Origin of the sequence: Afifella sp. JA880, assembly GCF_025379905.1 — a bacterium.
GTDB classification, from domain to species: domain Bacteria; phylum Pseudomonadota; class Alphaproteobacteria; order Rhizobiales; family Afifellaceae; genus Afifella; species Afifella aestuarii.
The window spans coordinates 240,208-261,123 of record NZ_JAOANH010000003.1 but is presented as its reverse complement, the minus strand read 5'-3'; the positions used below and the strand labels follow the sequence as shown (position 1 = coordinate 261,123).

The 20,916-nt window shown below is 65.2% G+C and carries 23 protein-coding genes; 14 read left to right on the top strand and 9 right to left on the bottom strand.

All coding sequences use genetic code 11. From position 1 onward, the window contains the following. Window positions 1-104 precede the first annotated feature (104 nt). Together NYQ83_RS14230 and NYQ83_RS14225 are read left to right on the top strand one after the other, a co-directional pair. On the top strand, window positions 105-1,136 hold the full coding sequence (locus NYQ83_RS14230) for an aspartate-semialdehyde dehydrogenase (RefSeq protein WP_261215478.1): 1,032 nt from the start codon (window positions 105-107) through the stop codon (window positions 1,134-1,136). Beyond that, window positions 1,136-1,870 (top strand): pyroglutamyl-peptidase I, encoded by a 735-nt coding sequence (locus NYQ83_RS14225; RefSeq protein WP_261215477.1) that lies wholly within the window; start codon window positions 1,136-1,138, stop codon window positions 1,868-1,870. The genes NYQ83_RS14230 and NYQ83_RS14225 overlap by 1 nt, the downstream gene beginning before the upstream one ends. A gap of 21 nt (window positions 1,871-1,891) precedes the next feature. Here the strand turns inward: NYQ83_RS14225 and NYQ83_RS14220 are convergent, their stop codons facing one another. The 3 genes from NYQ83_RS14220 to NYQ83_RS14210 form a co-directional block, all read right to left on the bottom strand. Continuing rightward, entirely contained in the window at window positions 1,892-2,233 is a 342-nt protein-coding gene (locus NYQ83_RS14220; protein ID WP_261215476.1) for a DUF2147 domain-containing protein, read from the bottom strand. Window positions 2,234-2,348: 115 nt separating this feature from the next. Continuing rightward, window positions 2,349-3,227, bottom strand: coding sequence for a PfkB family carbohydrate kinase (locus tag NYQ83_RS14215; protein ID WP_261215475.1), 879 nt, complete (start codon window positions 3,225-3,227; stop codon window positions 2,349-2,351). Window positions 3,228-3,364: 137 nt separating this feature from the next. Then, the gene (locus tag NYQ83_RS14210) at window positions 3,365-3,676 is read right to left on the bottom strand and encodes a DUF1127 domain-containing protein (protein WP_261215474.1); all 312 of its coding nucleotides are present in this window, start codon (window positions 3,674-3,676) and stop codon (window positions 3,365-3,367) included. Between the two features lie 166 nt (window positions 3,677-3,842). Between NYQ83_RS14210 and NYQ83_RS14205 the strand changes: the two genes are divergently transcribed. Further along, the gene (locus tag NYQ83_RS14205) at window positions 3,843-4,745 is read left to right on the top strand and encodes a LysR family transcriptional regulator (protein WP_261215473.1); all 903 of its coding nucleotides are present in this window, start codon (window positions 3,843-3,845) and stop codon (window positions 4,743-4,745) included. A 60-nt stretch (window positions 4,746-4,805) separates the two neighbouring features. Here NYQ83_RS14205 and tlpA read toward each other — a convergent pair whose 3' ends face one another. Further along, window positions 4,806-5,531, bottom strand: a complete 726-nt coding sequence (tlpA, locus tag NYQ83_RS14200; RefSeq protein ID WP_409977022.1) for a thiol:disulfide interchange protein TlpA — start codon at window positions 5,529-5,531, stop codon at window positions 4,806-4,808. Window positions 5,532-5,537: 6 nt separating this feature from the next. On the opposite strand from tlpA, the gene argH reads away from it, so the two are divergent. The 4 genes from argH to NYQ83_RS14180 all read left to right on the top strand — a co-directional run bounded on the left by argH (window position 5,538) and on the right by NYQ83_RS14180 (window position 11,550). Beyond that, entirely contained in the window at window positions 5,538-6,968 is a 1,431-nt protein-coding gene (argH, locus tag NYQ83_RS14195; RefSeq protein WP_261215469.1) for an argininosuccinate lyase, read from the top strand. A 23-nt stretch (window positions 6,969-6,991) separates the two neighbouring features. After that, a complete protein-coding gene (gene lptM / locus NYQ83_RS14190) occupies window positions 6,992-7,273 on the top strand; it encodes an LPS translocon maturation chaperone LptM (protein WP_128290710.1) in 282 nt (93 codons plus the stop codon). Window positions 7,274-7,299: 26 nt separating this feature from the next. After that, window positions 7,300-8,574: a diaminopimelate decarboxylase gene (gene lysA / locus NYQ83_RS14185; RefSeq protein WP_261215466.1), complete on the top strand. Its 1,275-nt coding sequence runs from the start codon at window positions 7,300-7,302 to the stop codon at window positions 8,572-8,574. A 213-nt stretch (window positions 8,575-8,787) separates the two neighbouring features. Next, window positions 8,788-11,550: a TIGR02302 family protein gene (locus NYQ83_RS14180; protein WP_261215464.1), complete on the top strand. Its 2,763-nt coding sequence runs from the start codon at window positions 8,788-8,790 to the stop codon at window positions 11,548-11,550. Window positions 11,551-11,672: 122 nt separating this feature from the next. Here NYQ83_RS14180 and NYQ83_RS14175 read toward each other — a convergent pair whose 3' ends face one another. Genes NYQ83_RS14175 through NYQ83_RS14165 form a run of 3 tightly spaced genes read right to left on the bottom strand, consistent with a single transcriptional unit; the run spans window position 11,673 to window position 13,405 of the window. Beyond that, window positions 11,673-12,050: a response regulator gene (locus NYQ83_RS14175; RefSeq protein ID WP_092813577.1), complete on the bottom strand. Its 378-nt coding sequence runs from the start codon at window positions 12,048-12,050 to the stop codon at window positions 11,673-11,675. Between the two features lie 12 nt (window positions 12,051-12,062). After that, entirely contained in the window at window positions 12,063-12,620 is a 558-nt protein-coding gene (hpt, locus tag NYQ83_RS14170; protein WP_128290713.1) for a hypoxanthine phosphoribosyltransferase, read from the bottom strand. Next, window positions 12,617-13,405, bottom strand: a complete 789-nt coding sequence (locus NYQ83_RS14165) for a hypothetical protein (RefSeq protein ID WP_261215462.1) — start codon at window positions 13,403-13,405, stop codon at window positions 12,617-12,619. Before NYQ83_RS14165 ends, hpt begins: the two co-directional genes overlap by 4 nt. 165 nt (window positions 13,406-13,570) lie before the next feature. Between NYQ83_RS14165 and ftsE the strand changes: the two genes are divergently transcribed. The 6 genes from ftsE to NYQ83_RS14135 all read left to right on the top strand — a co-directional run bounded on the left by ftsE (window position 13,571) and on the right by NYQ83_RS14135 (window position 18,397). Then, window positions 13,571-14,236, top strand: a complete 666-nt coding sequence (ftsE, locus tag NYQ83_RS14160; RefSeq protein ID WP_128291770.1) for a cell division ATP-binding protein FtsE — start codon at window positions 13,571-13,573, stop codon at window positions 14,234-14,236. Beyond that, window positions 14,226-15,269 (top strand): cell division protein FtsX, encoded by a 1,044-nt coding sequence (locus NYQ83_RS14155; RefSeq protein ID WP_261215460.1) that lies wholly within the window; start codon window positions 14,226-14,228, stop codon window positions 15,267-15,269. The genes ftsE and NYQ83_RS14155 overlap by 11 nt, the downstream gene beginning before the upstream one ends. A gap of 65 nt (window positions 15,270-15,334) precedes the next feature. Next, complete coding sequence (locus NYQ83_RS14150) at window positions 15,335-15,970, top strand: YdcF family protein (protein ID WP_261215458.1); 636 nt, start codon at window positions 15,335-15,337, stop codon at window positions 15,968-15,970. 155 nt (window positions 15,971-16,125) lie between these two features. Then, complete coding sequence (locus tag NYQ83_RS14145; RefSeq protein ID WP_261215456.1) at window positions 16,126-17,097, top strand: SLAC1 anion channel family protein; 972 nt, start codon at window positions 16,126-16,128, stop codon at window positions 17,095-17,097. Between the two features lie 142 nt (window positions 17,098-17,239). Continuing rightward, complete coding sequence (locus NYQ83_RS14140; protein WP_261215454.1) at window positions 17,240-18,007, top strand: lysophospholipid acyltransferase family protein; 768 nt, start codon at window positions 17,240-17,242, stop codon at window positions 18,005-18,007. Between the two features lie 30 nt (window positions 18,008-18,037). Then, window positions 18,038-18,397: a hypothetical protein gene (locus NYQ83_RS14135; RefSeq protein ID WP_128290718.1), complete on the top strand. Its 360-nt coding sequence runs from the start codon at window positions 18,038-18,040 to the stop codon at window positions 18,395-18,397. On the opposite strand, the gene NYQ83_RS14130 is transcribed toward NYQ83_RS14135, so the two are convergent. Beyond that, on the bottom strand, window positions 18,379-18,963 hold the full coding sequence (locus NYQ83_RS14130) for a gamma-glutamylcyclotransferase (protein ID WP_261215451.1): 585 nt from the start codon (window positions 18,961-18,963) through the stop codon (window positions 18,379-18,381). The two genes, NYQ83_RS14135 and NYQ83_RS14130, sit on opposite strands and share 19 nt — an antisense overlap. A gap of 60 nt (window positions 18,964-19,023) precedes the next feature. On the opposite strand from NYQ83_RS14130, the gene NYQ83_RS14125 reads away from it, so the two are divergent. Beyond that, window positions 19,024-19,998, top strand: a complete 975-nt coding sequence (locus NYQ83_RS14125) for a DUF2125 domain-containing protein (RefSeq protein ID WP_261215449.1) — start codon at window positions 19,024-19,026, stop codon at window positions 19,996-19,998. A gap of 3 nt (window positions 19,999-20,001) precedes the next feature. Here NYQ83_RS14125 and NYQ83_RS14120 read toward each other — a convergent pair whose 3' ends face one another. Beyond that, window positions 20,002-20,910 (bottom strand): prephenate/arogenate dehydrogenase family protein, encoded by a 909-nt coding sequence (locus tag NYQ83_RS14120; RefSeq protein ID WP_261215447.1) that lies wholly within the window; start codon window positions 20,908-20,910, stop codon window positions 20,002-20,004. Window positions 20,911-20,916 lie beyond the last annotated feature (6 nt).

Below are 20,916 nucleotides of genomic sequence, written 5' to 3'. Positions count from 1 at the left end.
TGATGAGCACAGCCAAGACGAAGACGACCGGCTAATCGCTCCGCCCCGATCTCTCCCCGGGGCGGGGGAGAGATGCTTTGTTTTCGGGGAGAGAGGAGCTAGACATGGGTTACAGGATCGCTGTCGTAGGTGCGACCGGCAATGTCGGGCGGGAAATGCTCGACATTCTCGATGAACGTGGTTTCCCCGCAGACGAAGTCGTGGCGCTCGCCTCCCGGCGCAGCCAGGGCACGGAAGTCTCCTTCGGCGACAAGACGCTGAAGGTTCAGGCGCTCGAACATTTCGATTTCGCCAATGCCGATATCGCGCTGATGTCGGCGGGCGGCTCGGTGTCGCTGGAATGGGCGCCGAAAATCGCCGCGAAGGGCTGTGTCGTCATCGACAATTCCTCGGCCTGGCGCACCGATCCGGACGTGCCGCTGATCGTGCCGGAAGTGAATGCCGATGCCGTTGCCGGCTTCGCCAAGAAAAACATCATCGCCAATCCGAACTGCTCCACCATCCAGCTCGTCGTGGCGCTGAAGCCGTTGCATGAGCGCGCGAAGATCAAGCGCGTCGTCGTTGCGACCTATCAGTCGGTTTCCGGCGCCGGCAAGGACGCGATGGACGAGCTCTTCAATCAAACGCGCGCCGTCTTCGTCGCCGATCCGATCGAGGCGAAGAAATTCCCCAAGCGCATCGCCTTCAACTGCATTCCCCATATCGACGTCTTCATGGAAGACGGCACGACCAAGGAGGAATGGAAGATGGTGGCGGAGACGAAGAAGATCCTCGATCCGAAGATCAAGCTTTCGGCCACCTGCGTGCGCGTGCCGGTGTTCGTCAGCCATTCTGAAGCCGTCAATATCGAGTTCGAGGAAGAGTTGTCCGCCGAAGAAGCGCGCAACATCCTGCGCGAGGCGCCGGGCTGCCTCGTCATCGATAAGCACGAGCCGGGCGGCTACATGACGCCCTATGAGAGCGCCGGGGAGGATGCGACCTACATCTCCCGCATCCGCGAGGATCCGACGGTCGATTCCGGTCTTTCCATGTGGGTTGTGGCCGACAATCTTCGCAAGGGCGCCGCGCTCAATACGGTGCAGATCGCCGAGCTTCTGGTGAACCGCAAGCTCCTGGAGAACCGCAAGGCCGCCTGATGGCGGGCGCGACGGGGCGAGGGGCGAGCGGCGGCGACAAAGCGGGCCGGCCGCGTCTTCTGGTGACGGGCTTCGGCCCGTTTCCGGGCGTTGCGATCAATCCGAGCGCCTGGGTGGTGGAGCGGCTCGCCGACGAGGCGGGCGGGTTCGCTTCTCACGCCGATGTGCGGACGGCCATTCTCGCGACCGACTGGCAGGAGGGGCCGAACACACTCGACCGCCTCTGGCAGGCGCACCGCCCGGATGTCGTCGTGCATTTCGGTGTGGCGTCGGCGGCGCGGGGCTTTCGGCTCGAACGTGTGGCACACAACAGGCGGCTCGCGCGTCCCGACGTGCAGGGCGCCCTGCCGCCATCGGCGGAGCTCGAAGAGGCGGGGCCACCCTCCTGGCGCGGCTCGCTGCCGCTGCGGCGCATCCGTGCGGCGCTGTCGGGCGCCAACATCCCGGCACATTTTTCCGACGATGCCGGCGATTATCTCTGCAACGCCATCTTCTACCGGTCGGGCCGCTATGCGGCCGAAGCCGGCCGCCTCGTCATGGCGGGTTTCATCCATCTGCCGTTCTGCACCTCGGCGCCGGCTTCGGCGCTGCCTGGCGGCTTCGAAGGCGACGGCGAGGCTGATCCGACCTGCCTTCCCGACGCGGTGATGCTCGCCGGCGCGCGTCTCGTTCTTCTCAGCGCCATTGCGGCGTGGCGAGAGCGCGCCGACCCGAGTTTCGATCGCGACCAGTGATCGCAACCAGTTCGAGGGCGACTAGCGGCGCTGCCAGTTCTGCGTCTTGCAGAAGATGCCGAGCGCGCAGCCCTTGAGTTTGAGGCTGTTCGCGGAGGTGAGGGTGGCGGAGCCGGAATAGGTCTTGTCGTCTTCCGGATTGACGACCGTTCCCTTGTACTTGCCGTCCGAACCCTGCATGCGGCCGATCTCCTTGCCCTTGTTGGGGCCGCTGGTCACCTTCATGCAAAAGGCGTTGCCGCAGGAGCTGATGCGCACCGTGTTGCCGGTGGCGGCGACCCAATTGCCTTCCAGAGGATCGGCTGCGGCGAGGGCCGGCCATGCGATGAGGGCCGCGATGAGGGCGATGGTTTTGGTCTTCATGAGGTCTCCTCCCAAGTTTTTTGCCACTATGGGGAGGAGTTGAGACAAAGAAAACCGCGATTTTTGCGTCTGGCAGAGCTGCCGTTGCGGAAGTCTTCGCGGTTATGAACAGGTTTCACGTCAGGCTTATTGGGCCTTTCGCTTCGGCGATGCGCCGCAACGCGATGCGGCCGAGATTTGGCCTGAGCATCACGTCCTGTCCTTCGGCAAAGGCAAGTTCATCGCGGCCGAGCTGTTCGGTGACGACGAAGAGATCGGCCGTGCCGGCCGCCGCGAAGGCGAGCGCTTCTTCAGAGGACGCGCCGAGGATCTTGCGGCCGAGATAAAGCGCCGAAAAAAGATCGCCCGCACCCTTCGCCGGATTTGCCACGACGGGATGCTCGGCGAGGATCGTCTCGTTCGGCTTGACGAGCACGGCCGCCATGCGCCCGCGCATCAGGGCCGGGGCCGAGGTGACGATGACTTCGGCCGGGCCGAGGCGGCGTGCGTCGGCGACGAGCGCGGTCGGGTCGGGCTCAGGCTTCGTGCCCGTCAGCCAGCCGAATTCGAAGACGTTCGGGGTGGCGATGTCGGCGATCGGCAGAAGGTGGTCGCGGATCGCCTCCGCCACGGGCTCCGGTACGTAGAGGCGGTCGGAATCGCCCATCACCGGATCGCAGAGATAGACGAGGCCCGGAAAACGATCCTTCAAGCCGGCGATGAAGTTGGCCGTCTCGGCCACGTGTTCGGCGCGGCCGAAATAGCCGGTGGCGACGGCGAGCGGCGGGCGCTCGGAAAAGCGCGTGGCCACACCGGCGAGAAGAGCTGCGAAATCGGCGGGGCTCGCCAGGATCGGGCGGCCGAGGCCAAAGCCCGGATGATGCGGCAGAAGTACGGTCGGGATGTCGACCGTCTCCATGCCGAGCCGCTCCAACGTGAAACCCATGATGCGGTTGCCGACGGCGCCGGCGGCGACATGGCTGGAAATCAAAATAATCCGGCCGGAGGAAGCCATTGCATTCCTTCACAATGAGGCAGGGAGAATCGGCTCCATCTGAACCAAGGCGGCCTTAAGAGCAAGGAGCCCGCCGCAATGCGACGGGCTCCTAGAGATCAAACGGGGCTTTTTGCGGTTGAGGCGATCGCCTCAAATCAGCGCGTGCGAACACCGCGGCGACGCTGGCTTGCAATCCGATCGGCGCGACGGCGGACCAATTCCGCGTTCGGATCAGCAGACAGCGGCATGGCGAGGGCGCTTTCGACCTCAAAACGCGTCAGGCCGATATCCTGCAGCATCTGGTCGTCGAGGGTGGCAAGCCGGTAGGCGGCACGGCGTCCCTTGATGGCACGCGCAAGACGCAGGAGCGTGTTGGCGACCGGCTGCAGGAAGGCGCCGGCGCGGGCGGCGAGATCGCCTGATCCGGCGGTTCGGACCGCTGGATTGTGGGAAAGATTGTCGAGCATTGCTGCCTCCAAACGAAAAATCGGGTCTTCCGAAACCCGGTTCAGGGAATGGCGGCGGGACACCGTGTCGTACCGTCCATGAGCCTCATTTCGTCTTTCCCTATTGATCAATCAAACGAAAAGGTTTTACATTTCGGTTCAGTTTCATTGAACCGCGAGGCGCGTCATGCAGCCGATCCTTGATGCCGATCTTCTGCGTACATTTGTCGCGATTGCCGATACCGGAAGTTTCTCCGTCGCCGCCGAACGGGCGGGGCGTACGCCCTCGGCCGTCTCCATGCAGGTGAAGAAGCTCGAAGACCTCGTCGGGCGGCGGCTTTTCGACCGCGATTCCCGGCGCGTCGCGCTCACCGCCTTCGGGGAATCGATGCTGCCGGATGCGCGCCGGATCCTGCAGATGCATGCCGAGCTCTGGGGCCGTCTGAAGCAGCCCGATCTCGAAGGCTCGATCACCGTCGGCACGCCGGACGAATATGCGAGCGCCTTCCTGCCGCGCGTTCTCAGAAGTTTCGCCCGCACGCATCCACGCGTGCAGGTCAACGTCATCTGCGACATCTCGGCGAAGGTGCGCGTCTATCTGGAACGCGGCGACATCGACAGCGGGCTCGTCACCAATGCGGACATTTCGGATGCGCAGTTCCTCCGCCGGCAGGTGCATGAGGAACAACTCGTCTGGCTCGGGGCGCGCGGAGGCACCGCCTATCGGCGCGAGCCCCTGCCGGTCGCCGTCGCCAATCCCGATTGCTGCTGGCGCAAACGCTCCGTGGCGGCCTTGAACAAGGCAGGCTTTCGTCACCGTGTCGCCTATCAAAGCGCCTCGGCTGCCGGTCAGATCGCAGCCGTTGCCGGCGACCTCGCCATTGCGCCGCTGCCGGCGTCGCTGGCGCGCGGCGATCTCGTGCTTCTCGGTGCCGATACAGGGCTGCCGGATCTCGGCACCTATGCGATCTCATTCATCGCGCGGGACGAAAACGATCCTCTCGTCATGGCGCTGTCCGACCATGTGGCGGAGAGTTTTGCCCCGGCGAGCGTCCCCGCCCCCGGCATGAGCCTCGGCAAGGCGGCGTAAGGTTTCACCGCCTGGCGCTGAGGAAAAGGTCAGGGAGCCCGGGAGGAGCTCGGAAGAGGTTCAGGAACCGGCGGGAGCTGCCGCCGAAGGCGCTTCGCGGGTCGTCTGGGCGGTGCCGTCGAGCGCCGCCTTGATCAGCCTCGTGCCATCGGCCGAATTCCATTCCGCCGGGCCGTTCATATGGCCGACGAGGCAGCCATTGCCGTCGACGAGCGCCGTCACCGGCAGGCCGACGGCGAGCCCCATCGCCTTCATCTTGTTGAAGATGTCCATGGATTTGTCGGTGAGAAGCGGCAGATGCTCGACGCCGATCTCATCGAGGAACTGGCGTGGCCGCTCCGGCCCGGAGGTGTCGATGTTGATCGGCACGACGGAGAAGTCGTCGCTGCCGAGATCGCCCTCGAGGGCGTCGAGTGCCGGCATTTCCTCGCGGCAGGGGGCGCACCAGGTGGCCCAGAGATTGACGAGCTTCAAACGGCCGGAGAGATCGGCGAGGCTCTGCTCGCTTCCGTCCGCGCCGGTGAAGGTGAGGGCGCTCAGATCCTGCGGCTGGCTTGCCGGGATGAAGGCCGCCACTTCGCCGCCGATCACCGGGTCGAGGCGTGCGCCTGCCTCAACGGCCGCCTGGCAATTGGCGCCCAGTTCGCCGGCCGCATCATTGCCATCGCCGGGAATCCCGTATAGGGCGAGTCCAAAGCCGAGGACGATCACTGCGAACGTACCGAAGGCCAGATAAGTGCGTTTCACTGTAATCTGCTCCGAATCTTCATCTTCAAAGACTGCGATCAGCTGATGTCCAACCGCATGTGGGGCGGCCGCTTTTCCGAAAGCCCGGACGCCATCATGGAAGAGATCAACGCTTCCATCGATTTCGACCGGGCTCTGGCGAGCCAGGATATTGCCGGCTCCAAAGCCCATGCCGAGATGCTGGCGAAAGCCGGCATTATTTCGACGGAGGATGCCCGCAAGATCATCGACGGTCTCGACCAGATCGCGGCCGAGATCGAGGAAGGCCGCTTCACCTTCTCGCGGAACCTGGAAGACATTCATATGAATGTCGAGGCACGTCTCGCGGAATTGATCGGCGATGCGGCAGGGCGCCTGCATACGGCGCGCTCGCGCAACGATCAGGTGGCGACCGATTTCCGCCTTTGGGTGCGTGATGCGCTCGACGATCTCGATCGCCAGATCCTCGCCTTGATGAACGCGCTGGTGACGAAGGCAGCAAAGCATGCCGGCACCGTCATGCCGGGCTTCACGCATCTGCAAAGCGCGCAGCCGGTCACCTTCGGCCATCACATGCTCGCCTATGTGGAGATGTTCGCGCGCGACCGGAGCCGCTTCTGCGATTGCCGGGCGCGCCTCAACGAATGTCCGCTCGGCGCCGCAGCCCTTGCCGGCACCGCCTTTCCGATCGACCGGAAGATGACGGCGGCCGCGCTCGGCTTCGACAGGCCAGCTGCCAATTCGCTCGATGCCGTCTCCGATCGCGATTTCGCCATGGAGGCGCTTGCGGCCGCCTCGATCTGCGCGGTGCATCTGTCGCGCTTTGCCGAAGAGATCGTCATCTGGTCGTCGGCGCAGTTCCGCTTCGTCAAGCTCTCCGACAAGTTCACAACCGGCTCCTCGATCATGCCGCAGAAGCGCAATCCGGACGCGGCGGAGCTGGTTCGGGCCAAGGCCGGGCGCATCATCGGGGCGATGAATGCGCTGATGGTGGTGATGAAGGGTCTGCCGCTCGCCTATTCCAAGGACATGCAGGAAGACAAAGAGCAGGTTTTTGACGCCCTGCCGTCGCTGTCCCTGTCGCTTGCCGCGATGGCCGGCATGGTCGCCGATCTTCAGCCGAACGAAGCCCGTTTGCGCGAGGCCGCCGGCATCGGCTTTTCGACGGCAACCGATCTCGCCGATTGGCTGGTGCGCGAGGCGGGACTGCCGTTCCGCGAGGCGCATCACATCACCGGCCGGATCGTCGCCGAGGCGGAAGCGCTCGAGGTCGATCTCGGCGAGATGCCGATCGAGGCGCTGCGCAAGGTCTATCCGAAGCTCGATGCGAGCGTGTTCGACGTCTTGTCCGTCGATGCCTCGGTCGCGAGCCGCGTGAGCGAAGGCGGCACCGCCCCCGACAATGTGCGCCAGCGCGCCAAAGAATGGCAGGCCCGGCTCGCCGAGGAGGAGGCTCTTGCAAAAGCCACTCCGCTTTCGCCCGAGGGCTCGCTATAGTCCGCGAAAGGAAGAGGTTCGCGATGGCCTGGCTGCGCTTAGCTGTGGTTTTGATGATGACGGCGACGGTGGTTGCCGGCTGCGGGCGCCGCGGCGCGCTGCAGCCGCCTCCCGGTGCGCCCGAAGCGGTGACGCCGCGCGGCGACATCGGCAATCCAGGCTCGAGCGACCGCAATTTCGACGATCTCACCAGGCTCGACGAGCCGGCGGCGAACGACGAGGACGGCGACATCGCCACACGTCGTGCCGAGGAAGCGGAGAAGGCCCATGGCGGGCGCCGCTTCATCCTCGATCCGCTGATCTAAGCAGGGCGCCAGGGAAGGGCGAAGCTTTGCATCATTTTTCCTATCGCGGCGGCGTGCTCCACGCCGAAGACGTGCCGATCCCGGAAATCGCCGCGGCGGTCGGCACGCCGTTCTACTGCTATTCGACGGCGACTTTGACCCGGCATTATCAGGTCTTCGAGGAAGCGTTTGCGGACCTGCCGCACCGCGTCTGTTACGCTCTCAAGGCCAATTCCAATCAGGCGGTGATCGCGACTTTGGCGCGGCTTGGCGCCGGGGCCGACGTGGTCTCGGAAGGCGAATTGCGGCGGGCGCTCGCGGCCGGTGTCCCGGCCGAAAAGATCATGTTCTCCGGCGTCGGCAAGACCGCCCACGAGCTGCGTTTCGCGCTCGAGGCCGGCATCCATTGCTTCAACGTGGAATCGGAGCCGGAGCTTGCCCTTCTCTCCCGGCTTGCCGTCGAAGCCGGGCAGGTGGCGCCGGTCAGCCTGCGCATCAATCCCGACGTCGATGCCGGCACGCACGACAAGATCGCGACGGGGCGCAAGGAGAACAAGTTCGGCATTCCGGCTGACCGGGCGCGTGCCGTCTATGCGGAAGCGGCCAAGATGCCGGGGCTCAAGATCATCGGCATCGATATGCATATCGGCAGCCAGATCACCGAGCTTCAGCCTTTCGATGCGGCCTTCCGGCGGCTCGCCGAACTCGTCGTGATGCTGCGCGAGGACGGTCACCAGATCGAACATGTCGATCTCGGAGGCGGGCTCGGCATTCCCTATGACGAAGACAAGGCGGCTCCGCCGCTGCCGTCGAACTATGCCGAGATCGTACGCCGCCACATGAATGCGCTCGGCGCCACCGTCATCTTCGAGCCCGGCCGCCTCATCGCCGGCAATGCCGGAATTCTGGTGAGCGAAGTCATCTACGTGAAGGAGGGAGAGGGGAAGAATTTCGTCATCGTCGATGCGGCGATGAACGATCTCATCCGCCCGACCCTCTACGAGGCCTATCATCGGATCGCGCCGGTGCAAGAAAGCGATGCCGAGACGATCGTCTGCGACGTGGTCGGTCCGGTCTGTGAGACCGGCGATTTCCTCGGCAAGAATGTGCGCATGGCGCGGCCGGAAGCGGGCGATCTCGTCGCCGTCTTCTCCGCCGGCGCCTATGGCGCGGTGCAGGCCGGCACCTACAATACGCGCCGCCTGGTGCCGGAAGTGCTGGTGCACGGACATGAATATGCGCTGGTGCGGGCGCGGCACAGCTACGAGGAGCTCATCGGTCTCGACCGTGTGCCGTCGTGGCTCATGCCGGACGACGCCTGAGCGAGATCACGAAGACGTCAAATCTCGCGCAAGGCCTTGATGTGGCCATGCTTCGCCCTTGTCCTTTCCGCTCATTCGTTGTCCGCTATACTTGTGACGATCGGACGCAATCTGTCCTTGCGACGCGGCTTCTGAGCCCGGTCGGATGCGCGGCGGGCGAGGTTGCCGTCGAAGCCGGCAGAATGACGAGGCCGGCAAGATAAGGAACTGGCCGTGAGCGATGCGCCGAAGACGATGCCAGGCAGAGATTTCGACGGGCCAGGCGAGGATGTCCCTGGCGACGACCTGAGCGCCCGCGAGAGGACGCCCGACGAGGCGCGGGCGCAAGTCGCCGAAGAGCGCCTTGCCCGCCTCACACGCCGCGCCCGGCTCGCGCTCTTCTGGGAGGCGGCCTGGCCGCGGCTCGTGCCGCTTCTGTCGATCGTCGCCCTGTTCTTCGCGCTCTCGTGGCTCGGCGTCTGGAGCTTTGTCGGCGATTGGGTGCGTGGCGGCATCCTCCTCGGTCTGGGTCTTGCCGCGATCGCAGCATTCGTCTGGATCCTGCGCACGCCCTTTCCGAGCCAGGCCGCCGCCCTGAAGCGGGTGGAGCGGAATTCGCCCGTCTCTCATCGCCCGGCAAGCGGCTTGCGGGACACGCTCTCCACCGTTTCCGAAGGGCCGGCGGCGAAAGCTCTGTGGGCGGCGCATCGCCGGCGATTGATGGCGTCTCTGGCCGCGATGCGCGCCGGGCCGCCGCGTCCCGACATGGTGCGGCGCGATCCGAATGCGCTGCGCTTTGTCGTCCCCGTTTTGCTCTTCGTGGCGTTTCTGGTCGGCTGGGGCGAGCACTGGCCGCGGCTTGCCGATGCCTTTCGGCCCGTCTCGGCGCATCTTTCGACCGGCGTGCCGGCCCGCATCGACGCCTGGGTCGATCCGCCGACCTATACCGGCGCGGCGCCCGTCTATCTTTCGCGCCGTGGTGAAAGACAGGGCGAGAGGCCGGGCGAGAACGCCGGAGAGGCGACGGCGGTGCGGGTGCCGCAGGGAAGCCGGCTCACCGTGCGCGTCGCTTCGAGCGAACCGGCCGTCGTCACGCTCGACGGACCCGGCGGTCCGACGGCGCTTGCGGCCGATGACGACGGCGGGGCTTCCAAGCCGGGTGCGCAGCCGCAAGCGGCCGATGATGCGGCGAAGACGGCAGCTCCGGCATCCGGCGCAAACAAAGCGGGCTCGCGCGGCGACCAGACGATTCGCAGTTACACGACGACGCTCGAAAGCGACGGCTCCGTCTCGGTCGAGGCCGGGCGGGCCAGCGAGCATTACGCATTCCGCATCATTCCAGACCGGCCGCCGACGATCCGGCGCGGCGAGGTCACCGTCAATCGGTCCGGCTCCTTCACCATGGCCTTCACGGTGGAGGACGATTACGGCGTGACCGACGGCAACGTCACGTTCCGGCCGCAGACACCACCCGAAAAGGGTGCGCATCCTCTGGTCGAGGCGCCGTCGATCGCCATCCGCACGGGACGCGGGCGCAAGGAGGAGAACGGTGCCAAGGCGTCGGGGCGCCTGGAAGAGCATCCTTATGCCGGCATGCCAGTCGTCGCCGACGCTGTCGTGCGCGATGCCGCCGGCCAGGAAGGCCGGCCGGCCGATGACGGCGCCATGACGCTGCCGGCTCGGCCATTCCGCAACCCGATCGCCAAGGCGCTCATCGAGCAGAGGCGTGAGCTCGCTCTCGATGCCCGCAGCAAGGACCGCGTCGTGCAGGTGCTCGATGCGATGACCATCCGGCCGGGCGATTTCGTCAAGGATTCCGGCATCTATCTCGGCCTCACCGTCGCCTATCAGAGAATGCGGGCGGCCGAGAGCGACGACGAGCTGCGCGCGATGCTCGATTATCTCTGGGAGATGGCGGTTCTCATCGAGGACGGAGAATTGTCGGAGGCGCAGGAGCGGCTTGCGGAGGCGCGCGAGGCGCTCGAACAGGCGCTCGCCGAGGGTGCCTCGGAGGAAGAGATTTCGCGTCTCACCGAAGAGCTGCGGCAGGCCATGAACGACGTCATGCGCAGCATGGCCGAACAGATGGCACGCTCCGATCCGCAGAAATTGATGCCGATCGATCCGAACGCGCAGGTTCTGTCGCAGCAGGATCTCGAACGCATGCTCGACCGCATCGAAGATCTGGCGCGGCTCGGCGACAAGGAAGCGGCGCAGGAGCTCTTGAGCCAGCTCCAGGAGATGCTCGACAATATGCAGATGGCCCAGCGCATGCAGCAGCAGATGCAGAGCGGCGAAATGGGCCAGATGATGCAGCAGATGGAGGAACTCGGCCGGCTGATGCGCGAGCAGCAACGGTTGATGGACGATACGTTCAGCCTCGATCAAGGGCAGCGGCCGGGGCAGAAACCCGGCGACGGCGAGATGTCGCCTTCGGAAATGGCGGAAATGATGCGCCAGCTGCAACAGAACCAGGGCAATCTGCAGGAGCAGCTGCAGGCGCTCCTCGACAAGCTGCGCCAGCAGCAGGGCCAGGGCCAGCAGCCGGGCGAGCAACCCGGCGGCGAGCCGGGGCAGGGCGGCGAAGGCCAGATGGGGCAGGGCGAGCGCGCCCTCGACCGCGCCGGACGGGCGATGGGCGAAGCCACCGGCTCACTCGGAGACGGCGAACCCGGTCAGGCCATCGGTCCGCAGGGCGAGGCGCTGCAGGCGATGCGCGAAGGCATGCAGCAGATGATGAGCGAGATGATGGGCCAGCAGGGCCAGGGCGGGCAGCAGCGGGTCGGCCGCGGCGGCAACCCGCAGGGCCAGACGGACCCGCTCGGCCGGCCGCAGCGGGCGCAAGGGCCGCAGCTCGGCGAGGATGTGCGCATTCCCGACGAATTCGACGTGGAGCGCGCGAGGCGCATTCTCAACGCCATCCGCGAACGCCTCGGCGAGCGCTTTCGGCCGAGCTACGAGCTCGATTACCTGGAACGGCTCCTGCAGCGCGATTGAGCGCGCTTGCTGAGAAAGCCCGGCTGAGAACGCGCGGCCTCTTAAATCGAAGCCGGGAGCGAACCGGAAAAGCCGCGCGTCGTCTGGGATGAAGGAAGGTCGGCGGTCTTCGCCGTGGCAGATCAGGCGACCTGCTGCTTTTCTGCACCCGCGACGCTGACCGCGGTGCGGATTTCCTGAAGCGTGAAGGGCTTGGTGAGGACGTCGCGAATGACCTTCTGAAGGTCATCGGCGCGCTCGCGCTGATCGGCGAAGCCGGTCATCAGAAGGATCGGGAGGCCCGGCCATTTGCGCGCGGCGCTGTGGGCGAGATCGATGCCGTCCATGAGCGGCATCTTCACGTCGCTGACGAGCAGATCGAATTCGCCATCGCTGGCGAGAAGTCGGTCCATGGCTTCCAGGCCATCGCACGCCGTCTCGACGCTGTGGCCATCCAGTTCCAGCGCGCGGCTGACGAAAGCTCGGACGGAATCATCGTCTTCCGTCAGGAGAATACGCATTACCCTTCCCCGCTAATTGGCTCCCTCCTCGTCGCTTTCGACTACGCCGACAAAGGGGAGTTCGCGATGGGCATGGCCTGCATCCATGCCGTAACCGACTACAAAATAGTCGGGACAGGTAAACCCAACGTAATCAGCTTCGATTTCTGCCTTCCGGCCTTCGGGTTTGTCGATCATGACCGCCACCTGGACGCGGCGGGCGCCGCGTGTCGCCATCAATTCGCGCGCAAAACGGACGGTGAGGCCGGAATCGAGGACGTCGTCGATGATGAGGACGTCGCGTCCGGCCACAGGGCAGCCGATGTCGCGCAGGATGCGCACTTCGCCGCTCGTCTTCAGGCTGGCGCCATAGGAAGAGAGTGAAATGAACTCGATCTCCATCGTCACGCCGCGGCGCGACATGGCGCGGACGAGATCGGCGCCGAAGACGAAGCCGCCTTTCAAGACGACGATGGCGAGAAGCTCTTCCGGCTTCGTCGTGCAGATCGCTTCGGCGAGCTCGTTGATGCGGCGGTCGATCTCTTCGGCGGAAAAGAGCGGGCGGATATGCGCCGTCGTCACTTTCGTCATGAACCGGCAACGGCGGTCTGGATGAAGGGGTCGGCGAAGCGAAGCTCGATCCTCGCGGCATTGGGCGGGGTATCGGTCAGGGTGTAGGCGAAGGACAGCCGCTCGCGCGGTGCGATTTCCGGGGCGGGGGCTTCCATGGCGCGATTTGCCAGTTTCTCGCCTGAGGCGCTGTAGATCTCCATGGAGACCGGTTGCAACGGCTGCGAGCGGTGGTCAAGGCTGACGAGCCGGCCGGTGACGAGAAGGGCGTTTTGTCCCGCCATTTCTGCGCGATAGACGTTGACCGCCTCAAAGGCGACGGGATCGGCGCTCACCTTCAGCCCGGCGAGCCCGTAGAGGCTGGCGAGATCGGGCGCCGCCTTGACGATTGCAGGTCGTGCAAGGACGAAGAGGACGAGGAAGGCGAGCGAGAGGGCGCTGAGAACGGGAAGGGCCACGCCTTTCCATTCGGACTTCTGCACCGGCGTCTCGTCGTCGAAGAAGCGCGAACGGCCCGGTGAGGGTTGCGGCTCTTCTTCCCAGATCTTCGCGGTTCCGGCCGACGGCAGCGGGGAGGCCGCGATCGGTTTTACGGCGAAGGCCGGGAAGGCGGCCGGGAAGGCGGGAAGGAGGGCCCGATGCAGGTCGGTGTGCGCCTTCCAAGTCTCGCCGCAATGGCCGCAGACGATAAGCTTCGTTTCGGCATCGAGCGATGCCGTCTGCAGGTGCTCGCGCGCGCCGCAGCCAGGGCATTCCATTTCGAGTTCCCTGGCGGGTCGCTTGTCGCCCGCGTGGCATTCGGGCATGCAGGACTCCGTTTACCATGCCCGACGACTTGTTGCCGAACATCGTTAACGTCGGCTTAACGGGCGGCGAGGCAGATGGGACGACGATGGTGGTGTGCTTCGGCGGCCACAGCCTGGCTTGTGAAAGGACGCATGGAAGAACGATCGGCGCACGGGTATCAGCCCCTGATTCGCTTCGACAATGTCGGGCTGCGCTACGGGCTCGGGCCGGAGATCCTGCGCGACGTGACCTTTGCGATCGAGCCCGGCTCTTTCCAATATGTCACCGGGCCGTCGGGTGCCGGCAAGAGCTCGCTTCTGCGGCTTCTCTTCCTGTCCTTGAAGCCGACGCGCGGGATGGTGGAGATTTTTGGCCAGGACGCGGCGACGGCGAGCCGGACGACCGTGCCGGTGCTGCGGCGGCGGATCGGGATCGTCTTCCAGGATTTCCGGCTTCTGGAACATCTCACCACCTATGAGAACGTCGCTCTGCCCCTGCGCGTGCTCGGACATCCGGATTCGAGCTACCGCCACGACGTCACCGAGCTTCTCGAATGGGTGGGGCTCGGCGACAAGATGTGGGTGCATCCGCCGGTCCTTTCGGGCGGTGAGAAGCAGCGCGCCGCGATTGCCCGCGCCGTCATCACGCGCCCCGAAATCCTTCTCGCCGACGAGCCGACAGGCAACGTCGATCCGCCGCTGGCGCGGCGCCTGTTGCGGCTCTTCATCGAGCTCAACCGGCTCGGAACGTCGATCGTGATCGCCACCCACGATCTCGCGTTGATGGACCAGTACGATGCGCGCCGGCTCATCCTCAATTCAGGCTTGCTGGAAATTCACGATGTCGTCTGAGCCCGGCCGGCAGAAACGCCGCCTGAAGCGGCCACGGCTTTCGCGCCGGCGGGCGCCGCAGGCGGCCGCGCCTGTCGATGATATCGATGCGAGCCTGCGTCGTCCGGGCGTTTCGGTCAGCTCCGGCCCGATCGAGCAGCCGCGCGAAGAAAACCCGATCGTGCCGCCGCGCTCCGTCGCCGGGCGTGCGCTTCTGGTACTCGTGGCGATCATGAGCTTTCTGTCGTGCCTGTCTGTCGCCTCCGTCTCCGTCGTCTCCGACCGGGCGCGCGGCTGGGAGCGCCAGATCGCCGCCGAAGTCACCATCCAGGTGAGCGTCACCGGCGGTCACGACGTGGCGCAATCGATGGCGCGCGCGGAGGAGATCGCCGAGGCGACGCCGGGTGTCCTTTCGGCCGAGCCGGTCAGCGAAAAGGATTCCAAGGCGCTTCTGGAGCCGTGGCTCGGCAGCGATTTCGATCCGGTCGAATTGCCCGTTCCGCGCCTCATCGCCGTGCGGCTCGGCGGCAATGTCGATCTTTCGAGCCTGGCGCGGCAATTGCGCGACGAAGTGCCGGGGGCGAGCCTCGACGATCACGGCGTCTGGCTCAAACGTCTGGCGCGCATGGCGCAGGCGATCACCTTCGCCGGGCTCGGCATCGTCGCTCTGGTGATGACCGCGACGGCGCTCTGCGTCGTCTTCGCGACGCGCGGCGCCATGGCCGGCAACAAAGATGTGATCGAGGTCCTGCATTTCGTCGGCGCCGAGGATTCCTATGTGGCGGGTGAGTTCCAGCGGCATTTTCTGGTGCTCGGGCTGAAAGGGGCCGGTCTCGGCGGTATCGCCGCCATCGCGCTCTTTGCGCTTCTGTCGCTGATCGGCGGCGTCGAAGGGCCGACGCCGGAAGAGGCGCAGCTTCGAAGCCTTCTCGGCGGGCTCACGATCGGGCCGCCGGCTTATATCGGCTCCGTGATCACGGTGGTGGCGATCGCCGTGATCATCGCAGCCACCGCACGCTCGACCGTGCGGCGAACGCTGTCACAGATCGGATAGACGTTGCCAATGTGCGCGAAGCAGATCAGGAAGCCCCGATCAAAGTTCGGCAGCAAAGGTCGTTGATGTCCCGCGAGACGCTGGCTGAGAAAGTCGAGGCGAAATCTCCCCGCCCGCGCCCCTCGATCGGGCGGCGGCTGGTGCGCGTCGTCGTCTTTGCGGTGTTCCTGATCGGCCTGTTCTTCGTCGGCGGCTTCCTCATCTTCGCGCAGCAGGTCGCCTCCGCGCGCCCGCCGGCCGCGCCCCAGGCCGACGCGATCGTGGCGCTCACCGGCGGTTCGGCGCGCGTGGAGGGGGGCGTGGAGCTTCTGCGTGCGGGCGCCGGCCAGCGGCTCCTGATTTCAGGCGTCTATGCGGACAACAGCAAGCAATCGATCGCCAATGCCGTGGCGTCCGAAAGCTCCGATCTCTTCCGCTGCTGCGTTGATCTCGGCAAGGCGGCCCGCGACACGCGCGGCAATGCGGAGGAGACGCGCGAATGGGTGCGCCATCACGGCTATCATTCGCTGATCGTCGTCACCAGCGCCTACCACATGCCGCGTTCGATCGCGGAATTGCGGCGCGAAATCCCCGATGTGCGGCTCATTCCCTATCCGGTGCGCCGGCCGGGCCTCGATCTCGGCGACTGGGCGCAGCGCAAGGAGATCTTCGTCATCCTGTTCCGCGAATATCTCAAATATATCGTCGTGAAGCTGCGCTGAGCGGGCGTTGCGGTGAGGTCGGTAACGGCCCCGGGATGGCGGTGCAAATTGTCACAGCAGCTTAGAAGCGATTGATCCGCCACGGCTCTGCAGCGACGTTTGCCGGGGTTCGGGACTGAGGTCATCACTTCCAATGCCGCAGGGGGTGGCATTCGATGAGCGATATCTCTTTGCCTGAGCATTCTAGGCTCGGCCAGTTTCCGATCAGCTTCTTTGCCATCGTGATGGGGCTTTCGGGCCTCACATTGACCTTGCGTGCCTGCGAGCACGCGCTTGCCCTCGACGGGCGGATTTCCTCATGGGCGCTTTATGGGACGGTCGCGGTGTTTGCCGTGATCGCGCTGCAGTACGCGCTGAAACTCAGCTTTCATCCGCGTGACGTGGTGGAGGAATGGGCGCATCCGGTGCGCATCGCCTTCTTTCCGACGATCTCGATCTCGCTCCTCTTGATGGCGACGGCCGCCGCGCCGGTCTGGCCGGAGGTCGCAAGGCCGGTGTGGATCGCGGGGGCTGCGGCACAGGCCGTTCTGTCGCTCAGCGTCATCGCCAATTGGATCGGCCACCGCCCGTTCGAGCATGTGCATCTCAATCCGGCCTGGTTCATTCCGGCCGTCGGCAACATCATCGTGCCGTTGGCCGGGGTCGAGTTCGGCTTCGTGGAGGTGAGCTGGCTCTTCTTTTCTGCCGGGCTGATCTTCTGGCTCGTGCTTCTGACCCTGGTCGTCAACCGGCTGATCTTCCACGATCCGCTGCCGGGGCGGCTGGTGCCGACGCTCGTCATCCTGATCGCGCCGCCGGCCGTCGCCTTCATCGCCTATCTCCGGCTGGAGGGCGAGGTCGACGCCTTCGCGCGCATCCTGATCAATGTCGGCTATGTCTTCGCGCTCGTCGTGGTGACGCAGGTGCCGAAGCTCGCGCGGCTTCCCTTCGCGCTGTCCTGGTGGGCGCTGTCGTTTCCGGTCGCGGCTCTGGCCGTCGCCTCGCTCCTCTTCGCGGAGACGGCGGGATCGGCCTTCCATCTGTGGGTCGGATTTCTGCTCGCAGGCCTTCTTTGTGCGATCGTCGCCGTGCTGGCGCTGCGCACGGGCCTGGCGATCCAGGGAAAGGAAATCTGTCGTCCTGAATAAGTGTAGGTGCGATTTCGGGCGTCGGCGCTTCGGCTGTGGGTTCCACGACATGGCGGCCCGACTTGACGCCCCGACTTGACGTCGAGGCCCGAGCGCGCCACTCCGGTTGCGCCCCGCTTGGGCGAGGCTTCAGAGGCTGGCCATGTACGCGCGCTCCATCCTGTTCAACATTGTTTTCTATGTGAATTTCGCGGTCCAGGCGATCGTGTTCTCGCCGATGCTGCTGCTGCCGCAGCGCTACGGCATCTGGGTGACGAAGTTCTGGACCGCCTCTTCGCTCTTCTGGCACCGGCTCATCTGCGGCGTGAAGGAAGACGTGCGCGGGCTGGAGAACATCCCGAAGGGCGGCTGCATCATCGCGGCCAAGCATCAATCGACATGGGAGACGATGCGGCTCGTCTATATGCTGGACAAGCCCGCCTATATTCTGAAGCGCGAGCTCATGTGGATCCCGCTTCTCGGCTGGTACATGAAGAAGTACGGCCATATTCCCGTCGACCGGGGCAGCCGCTCCAAGGCGCTTTTTTCGATCACCGAACACGCCAAAGACCGCGTCGCCAAAGGTTTCCAGGTCATCATCTTTCCCGAAGGGACACGGCGGGCGCCGCTTGCGCCGCCGAATTACCGCTACGGCGTCGTGCATCTTTACAAGGAACTTCAGGTTCCAGTCGTGCCGGTGGCGCTCAATGCCGGCCTTTACTGGCCGCGGCGGTCGTTTGCGCATATTCCCGGCACGGTTCGGGTCGAAGTTCTGCCGCCGATCGAGCCTGGCCTTGATTCCGCCACCTTCGCCGCAAAACTTCAGCAATCTATTGAAGATAAAACAAATGAGTTGATGCAAGAAGCACGCGACCGCGATCCGGCGACGCGGCGCATCGTTGTCGAAGAGCATGTCGCAGAGGTGACTTGAACCGACGCGGCAACGAGATGGAAGGTTTTCGTGACCGTTAAGTCATCACTGCCGCATGTGGTGCGGGAGCAGGGTGTTTCCGACCGGTATCTCTATTGGTCGGGGGCTTCGGGTCGGCGCTATCTCTTCAGCAGACTCGATTTGGAACATGTCCTCAGCGTGAAAGACGCCGTGGTTCTCTGCGTGAAGGGCGGGGATCTCCGCTGGGTCGGAAGCGACGATGCGCTCGATCCTGCGGATGTTTTGCGATTCGCCGCCGATGGCGTGATCTTCTATGCGCATTTTCTTGCCGGGTCGGGGCGCTCCAGACAATTGGTGAGCGAAGATCTGAGCTCTTCGGAAACCCCTCCGGAAAAACGCCGCGGCGGCGGTTACTGCGTCGCCGCCTGATTGCCGCCGCTTTCGCCCGCCACCGCAGGGCGATGATGTTCCAATTCTTCGGCGAGCCAGAAGAGATGGCGGTCGACGACGCCCATGTCGCGCAGATGCTGGGCCGTGCTGACGACATAGTCGGTGTTCGGCCCGGATTGTCCGTGCGCGTGACGGACGATTTCGAGCTGGTGGGGCGCATCGAGAACGCCGGCATATTGCTGGTGCGTGCGATCGACGAGATAGACGAGGGCATGGCCGCGGCCATCCGCGAAGACGACCTGCCGGACGGCTTCCTTGTAGACGCGCGTCACCTGTTCGCGGGCGCGAAGATATGCGACGACGGCTTCGCGGTCTTCCGCCTTCACCTTGAAGGCGAGGCCCCGGCAGCTGCCGCCGCGATCGAGGCCGAGCACCAGGCCCGGCCGTTCTTCGGTGCCGCGATGCACGAAGGAATAGACGCAGAGCGAGCGGTGGGCGCCGATGAGACGCGCCGGTTTCGTCTCGACATGCGGAAAGCCCGGGTTCCACATGAGGGACCCGTAGCCGAAAACCCAGAAATCTTCGTCTGAAGGAACTTGCGCCATCGCGGGCTGGAGCTATCAGTTGCGCCGGCCGACCGCAACGGCCGTGAGGGAGAAGCCTGAATGCGACGCATCTTGACGGTCCTGGCGATCATCGCCGTCATCCTGGCGGGTCTCTGGTCGGCGGGGTGGTACGCGCTTGCGACCTATGCCGACCGGCAGGTCGATGCTTTCCTTACCGAGCAGGCGCGGCGCGGCGTCGTCATGTCGTGCCCGGGCCGGCACATCGGCGGCTTTCCCTTCCGCTTGCGGCTCAGCTGCTCGCAGCCGGTGGAATTCACCTCCGCCGGGACCGAGGCGGCGACGCCGGCGCTTGCCGCGACCGTGCGGGCCGAACGCCCGCAGCAGGTCGAAACGGAGCTGGCGAGCCCCTTGACCATCAAGGCGCCCTATCTCGCCGAACCTCTGAAACTCGAATTCGCCGATGCCAAGATGACGACCGGTTTCGGCGGGGACGGCCTCAAGCGCGCCACCGTCGACGTCATGGGCGGACGCACGGTGCAGGGTGCGGTGACGGCCGGCCTCGATCGCGGGCAGGCTCTGGTGAAGCCCACGGAGGCGGAAGACGGCACCTCGGTGCAGGTGGCGCTGCGTGGTTTCACCATCACCAAGGACGATCTCGCTTTGCCGGCGAGCGATCTGGCGCTTGCCGCCGATGTCGCGGCCTCGCCGGAGGCCGTTCTGAGCGGGCTTCCGGGCCTGCGCCAGAGCGGCCTCGAATTGCGGCAGATGAGTGCGGAGCTCAAGACCGGGGGTGCGCGGGTGCTGGCATCCGGACCTTTGCGGATCGGCCCCGACGGGCTCGTCTCCGGCCAGCTCGATGTCACGATCACCGGCATCGAAGCCCTGTCGCGCTCCATCAAGGAGATGCCGGACGGCATCCGCGAGCCGGGTCAGCTGGTGCTGGCGGCCATTTCCGGCATCGGCGTGCCGGCCGAGGTGGACGGGCTTCCGGCAAGGCGCCTCACGATCAGCCTCGACCGGGGCGCGGCGCGCATCGCCTTCATCAATCTCGGGCGGGTGCCGCCGCTCTTTTGAGGTTTACGCCTTTTTCTGGCGGCCAAAATCGGGATCGGCCGTTTCCTGGCCGGCCTCGATGATCCCGCGGCGGATCGCACGCGTGCGCGTGAAGAGATCGAAGAGCGTGTCGCCGTCGCCCCAGCGGATCGCCCGCTGCAGGGCCGTCAGATCCTCGTTGAAGCGGGCGAGCATCTCCAGAACCGCTTCGCGGTTGGTGAGGAAGATGTCGCGCCACATGGTCGGATCGGAGGCGGCGATGCGGGTGAAATCGCGAAAACCGCCGGCAGCGAATTTCATCACCTCCGATTCCGTCACCGTCTCCAGATCGGCGGCGGTGCCGACGATGTTGTAGGCGATGAGATGCGGCACATGGCTGGTGATGGCGAGGACCATGTCGTGATGGCTGGGCTCCATCGTCTCGACATGCGAGCCGAGCCGTTCCCAGAAGGCTTTGAGCTTCTCAACGGCCTCGGGATTGGTCCCTGAGGGCGGGGTCAGAACGCACCAGCGCCCGTCGAAGAGTTCCGGAAAGCCCGCATCCGGGCCGGAATGCTCGGTGCCGGCAATCGGATGGGCGGGCACGAAATCGATGTGGTCGGGCAGATGCGGTTGCATCGCGGCGACGACCGCACCTTTGACGGAGCCGACGTCGGAGACGATCGCACCCGGCTCAAGATGCGGGGCAATGGCCTGCGTGATGTCGCCCACCGCGCCGACCGGCACGCACAAAATGACGAGATCGGCGCCTTTGACCGCCTCCGCGGGATCGGTCGTATAGGTGTCGCCAAGACCGCGGCGCGCCGCCGCGTCGACGGTGTCCTGGCGCCGGCTCTGGATGGCGATCTCCTCGACGAGGCCCTCCTTGCGCGCCCGCAGGGCGATCGACGAGCCGATGAGACCGATACCGATGAGACAAAGACGTTTGAACATGATGGG

What these genes read in the sequence shown, in the direction of transcription:
- NYQ83_RS14230 (WP_261215478.1), top strand. Translation starts at nt 105, where the DNA reads ATGGGTTACAGGATCGCTGTCGTAGGTGCGACCGGCAATGTCGGGCGG.
- NYQ83_RS14225 (WP_261215477.1), top strand. Translation starts at nt 1,136, where the DNA reads ATGGCGGGCGCGACGGGGCGAGGGGCGAGCGGCGGCGACAAAGCGGGC.
- NYQ83_RS14220 (WP_261215476.1), bottom strand. Translation starts at nt 2,233, where the DNA reads ATGAAGACCAAAACCATCGCCCTCATCGCGGCCCTCATCGCATGGCCG.
- NYQ83_RS14215 (WP_261215475.1), bottom strand. Translation starts at nt 3,227, where the DNA reads ATGGCTTCCTCCGGCCGGATTATTTTGATTTCCAGCCATGTCGCCGCC.
- NYQ83_RS14210 (WP_261215474.1), bottom strand. Translation starts at nt 3,676, where the DNA reads ATGCTCGACAATCTTTCCCACAATCCAGCGGTCCGAACCGCCGGATCA.
- NYQ83_RS14205 (WP_261215473.1), top strand. Translation starts at nt 3,843, where the DNA reads ATGCAGCCGATCCTTGATGCCGATCTTCTGCGTACATTTGTCGCGATT.
- argH (WP_261215469.1), top strand. Translation starts at nt 5,538, where the DNA reads ATGTCCAACCGCATGTGGGGCGGCCGCTTTTCCGAAAGCCCGGACGCC.
- lptM (WP_128290710.1), top strand. Translation starts at nt 6,992, where the DNA reads ATGGCCTGGCTGCGCTTAGCTGTGGTTTTGATGATGACGGCGACGGTG.
- NYQ83_RS14175 (WP_092813577.1), bottom strand. Translation starts at nt 12,050, where the DNA reads ATGCGTATTCTCCTGACGGAAGACGATGATTCCGTCCGAGCTTTCGTC.
- hpt (WP_128290713.1), bottom strand. Translation starts at nt 12,620, where the DNA reads ATGACGAAAGTGACGACGGCGCATATCCGCCCGCTCTTTTCCGCCGAA.
- NYQ83_RS14165 (WP_261215462.1), bottom strand. Translation starts at nt 13,405, where the DNA reads ATGCCCGAATGCCACGCGGGCGACAAGCGACCCGCCAGGGAACTCGAA.
- NYQ83_RS14155 (WP_261215460.1), top strand. Translation starts at nt 14,226, where the DNA reads ATGTCGTCTGAGCCCGGCCGGCAGAAACGCCGCCTGAAGCGGCCACGG.
- NYQ83_RS14150 (WP_261215458.1), top strand. Translation starts at nt 15,335, where the DNA reads ATGTCCCGCGAGACGCTGGCTGAGAAAGTCGAGGCGAAATCTCCCCGC.
- NYQ83_RS14145 (WP_261215456.1), top strand. Translation starts at nt 16,126, where the DNA reads ATGAGCGATATCTCTTTGCCTGAGCATTCTAGGCTCGGCCAGTTTCCG.
- NYQ83_RS14140 (WP_261215454.1), top strand. Translation starts at nt 17,240, where the DNA reads ATGTACGCGCGCTCCATCCTGTTCAACATTGTTTTCTATGTGAATTTC.
- NYQ83_RS14130 (WP_261215451.1), bottom strand. Translation starts at nt 18,963, where the DNA reads ATGGCGCAAGTTCCTTCAGACGAAGATTTCTGGGTTTTCGGCTACGGG.
- NYQ83_RS14125 (WP_261215449.1), top strand. Translation starts at nt 19,024, where the DNA reads ATGCGACGCATCTTGACGGTCCTGGCGATCATCGCCGTCATCCTGGCG.
- NYQ83_RS14120 (WP_261215447.1), bottom strand. Translation starts at nt 20,910, where the DNA reads ATGTTCAAACGTCTTTGTCTCATCGGTATCGGTCTCATCGGCTCGTCG.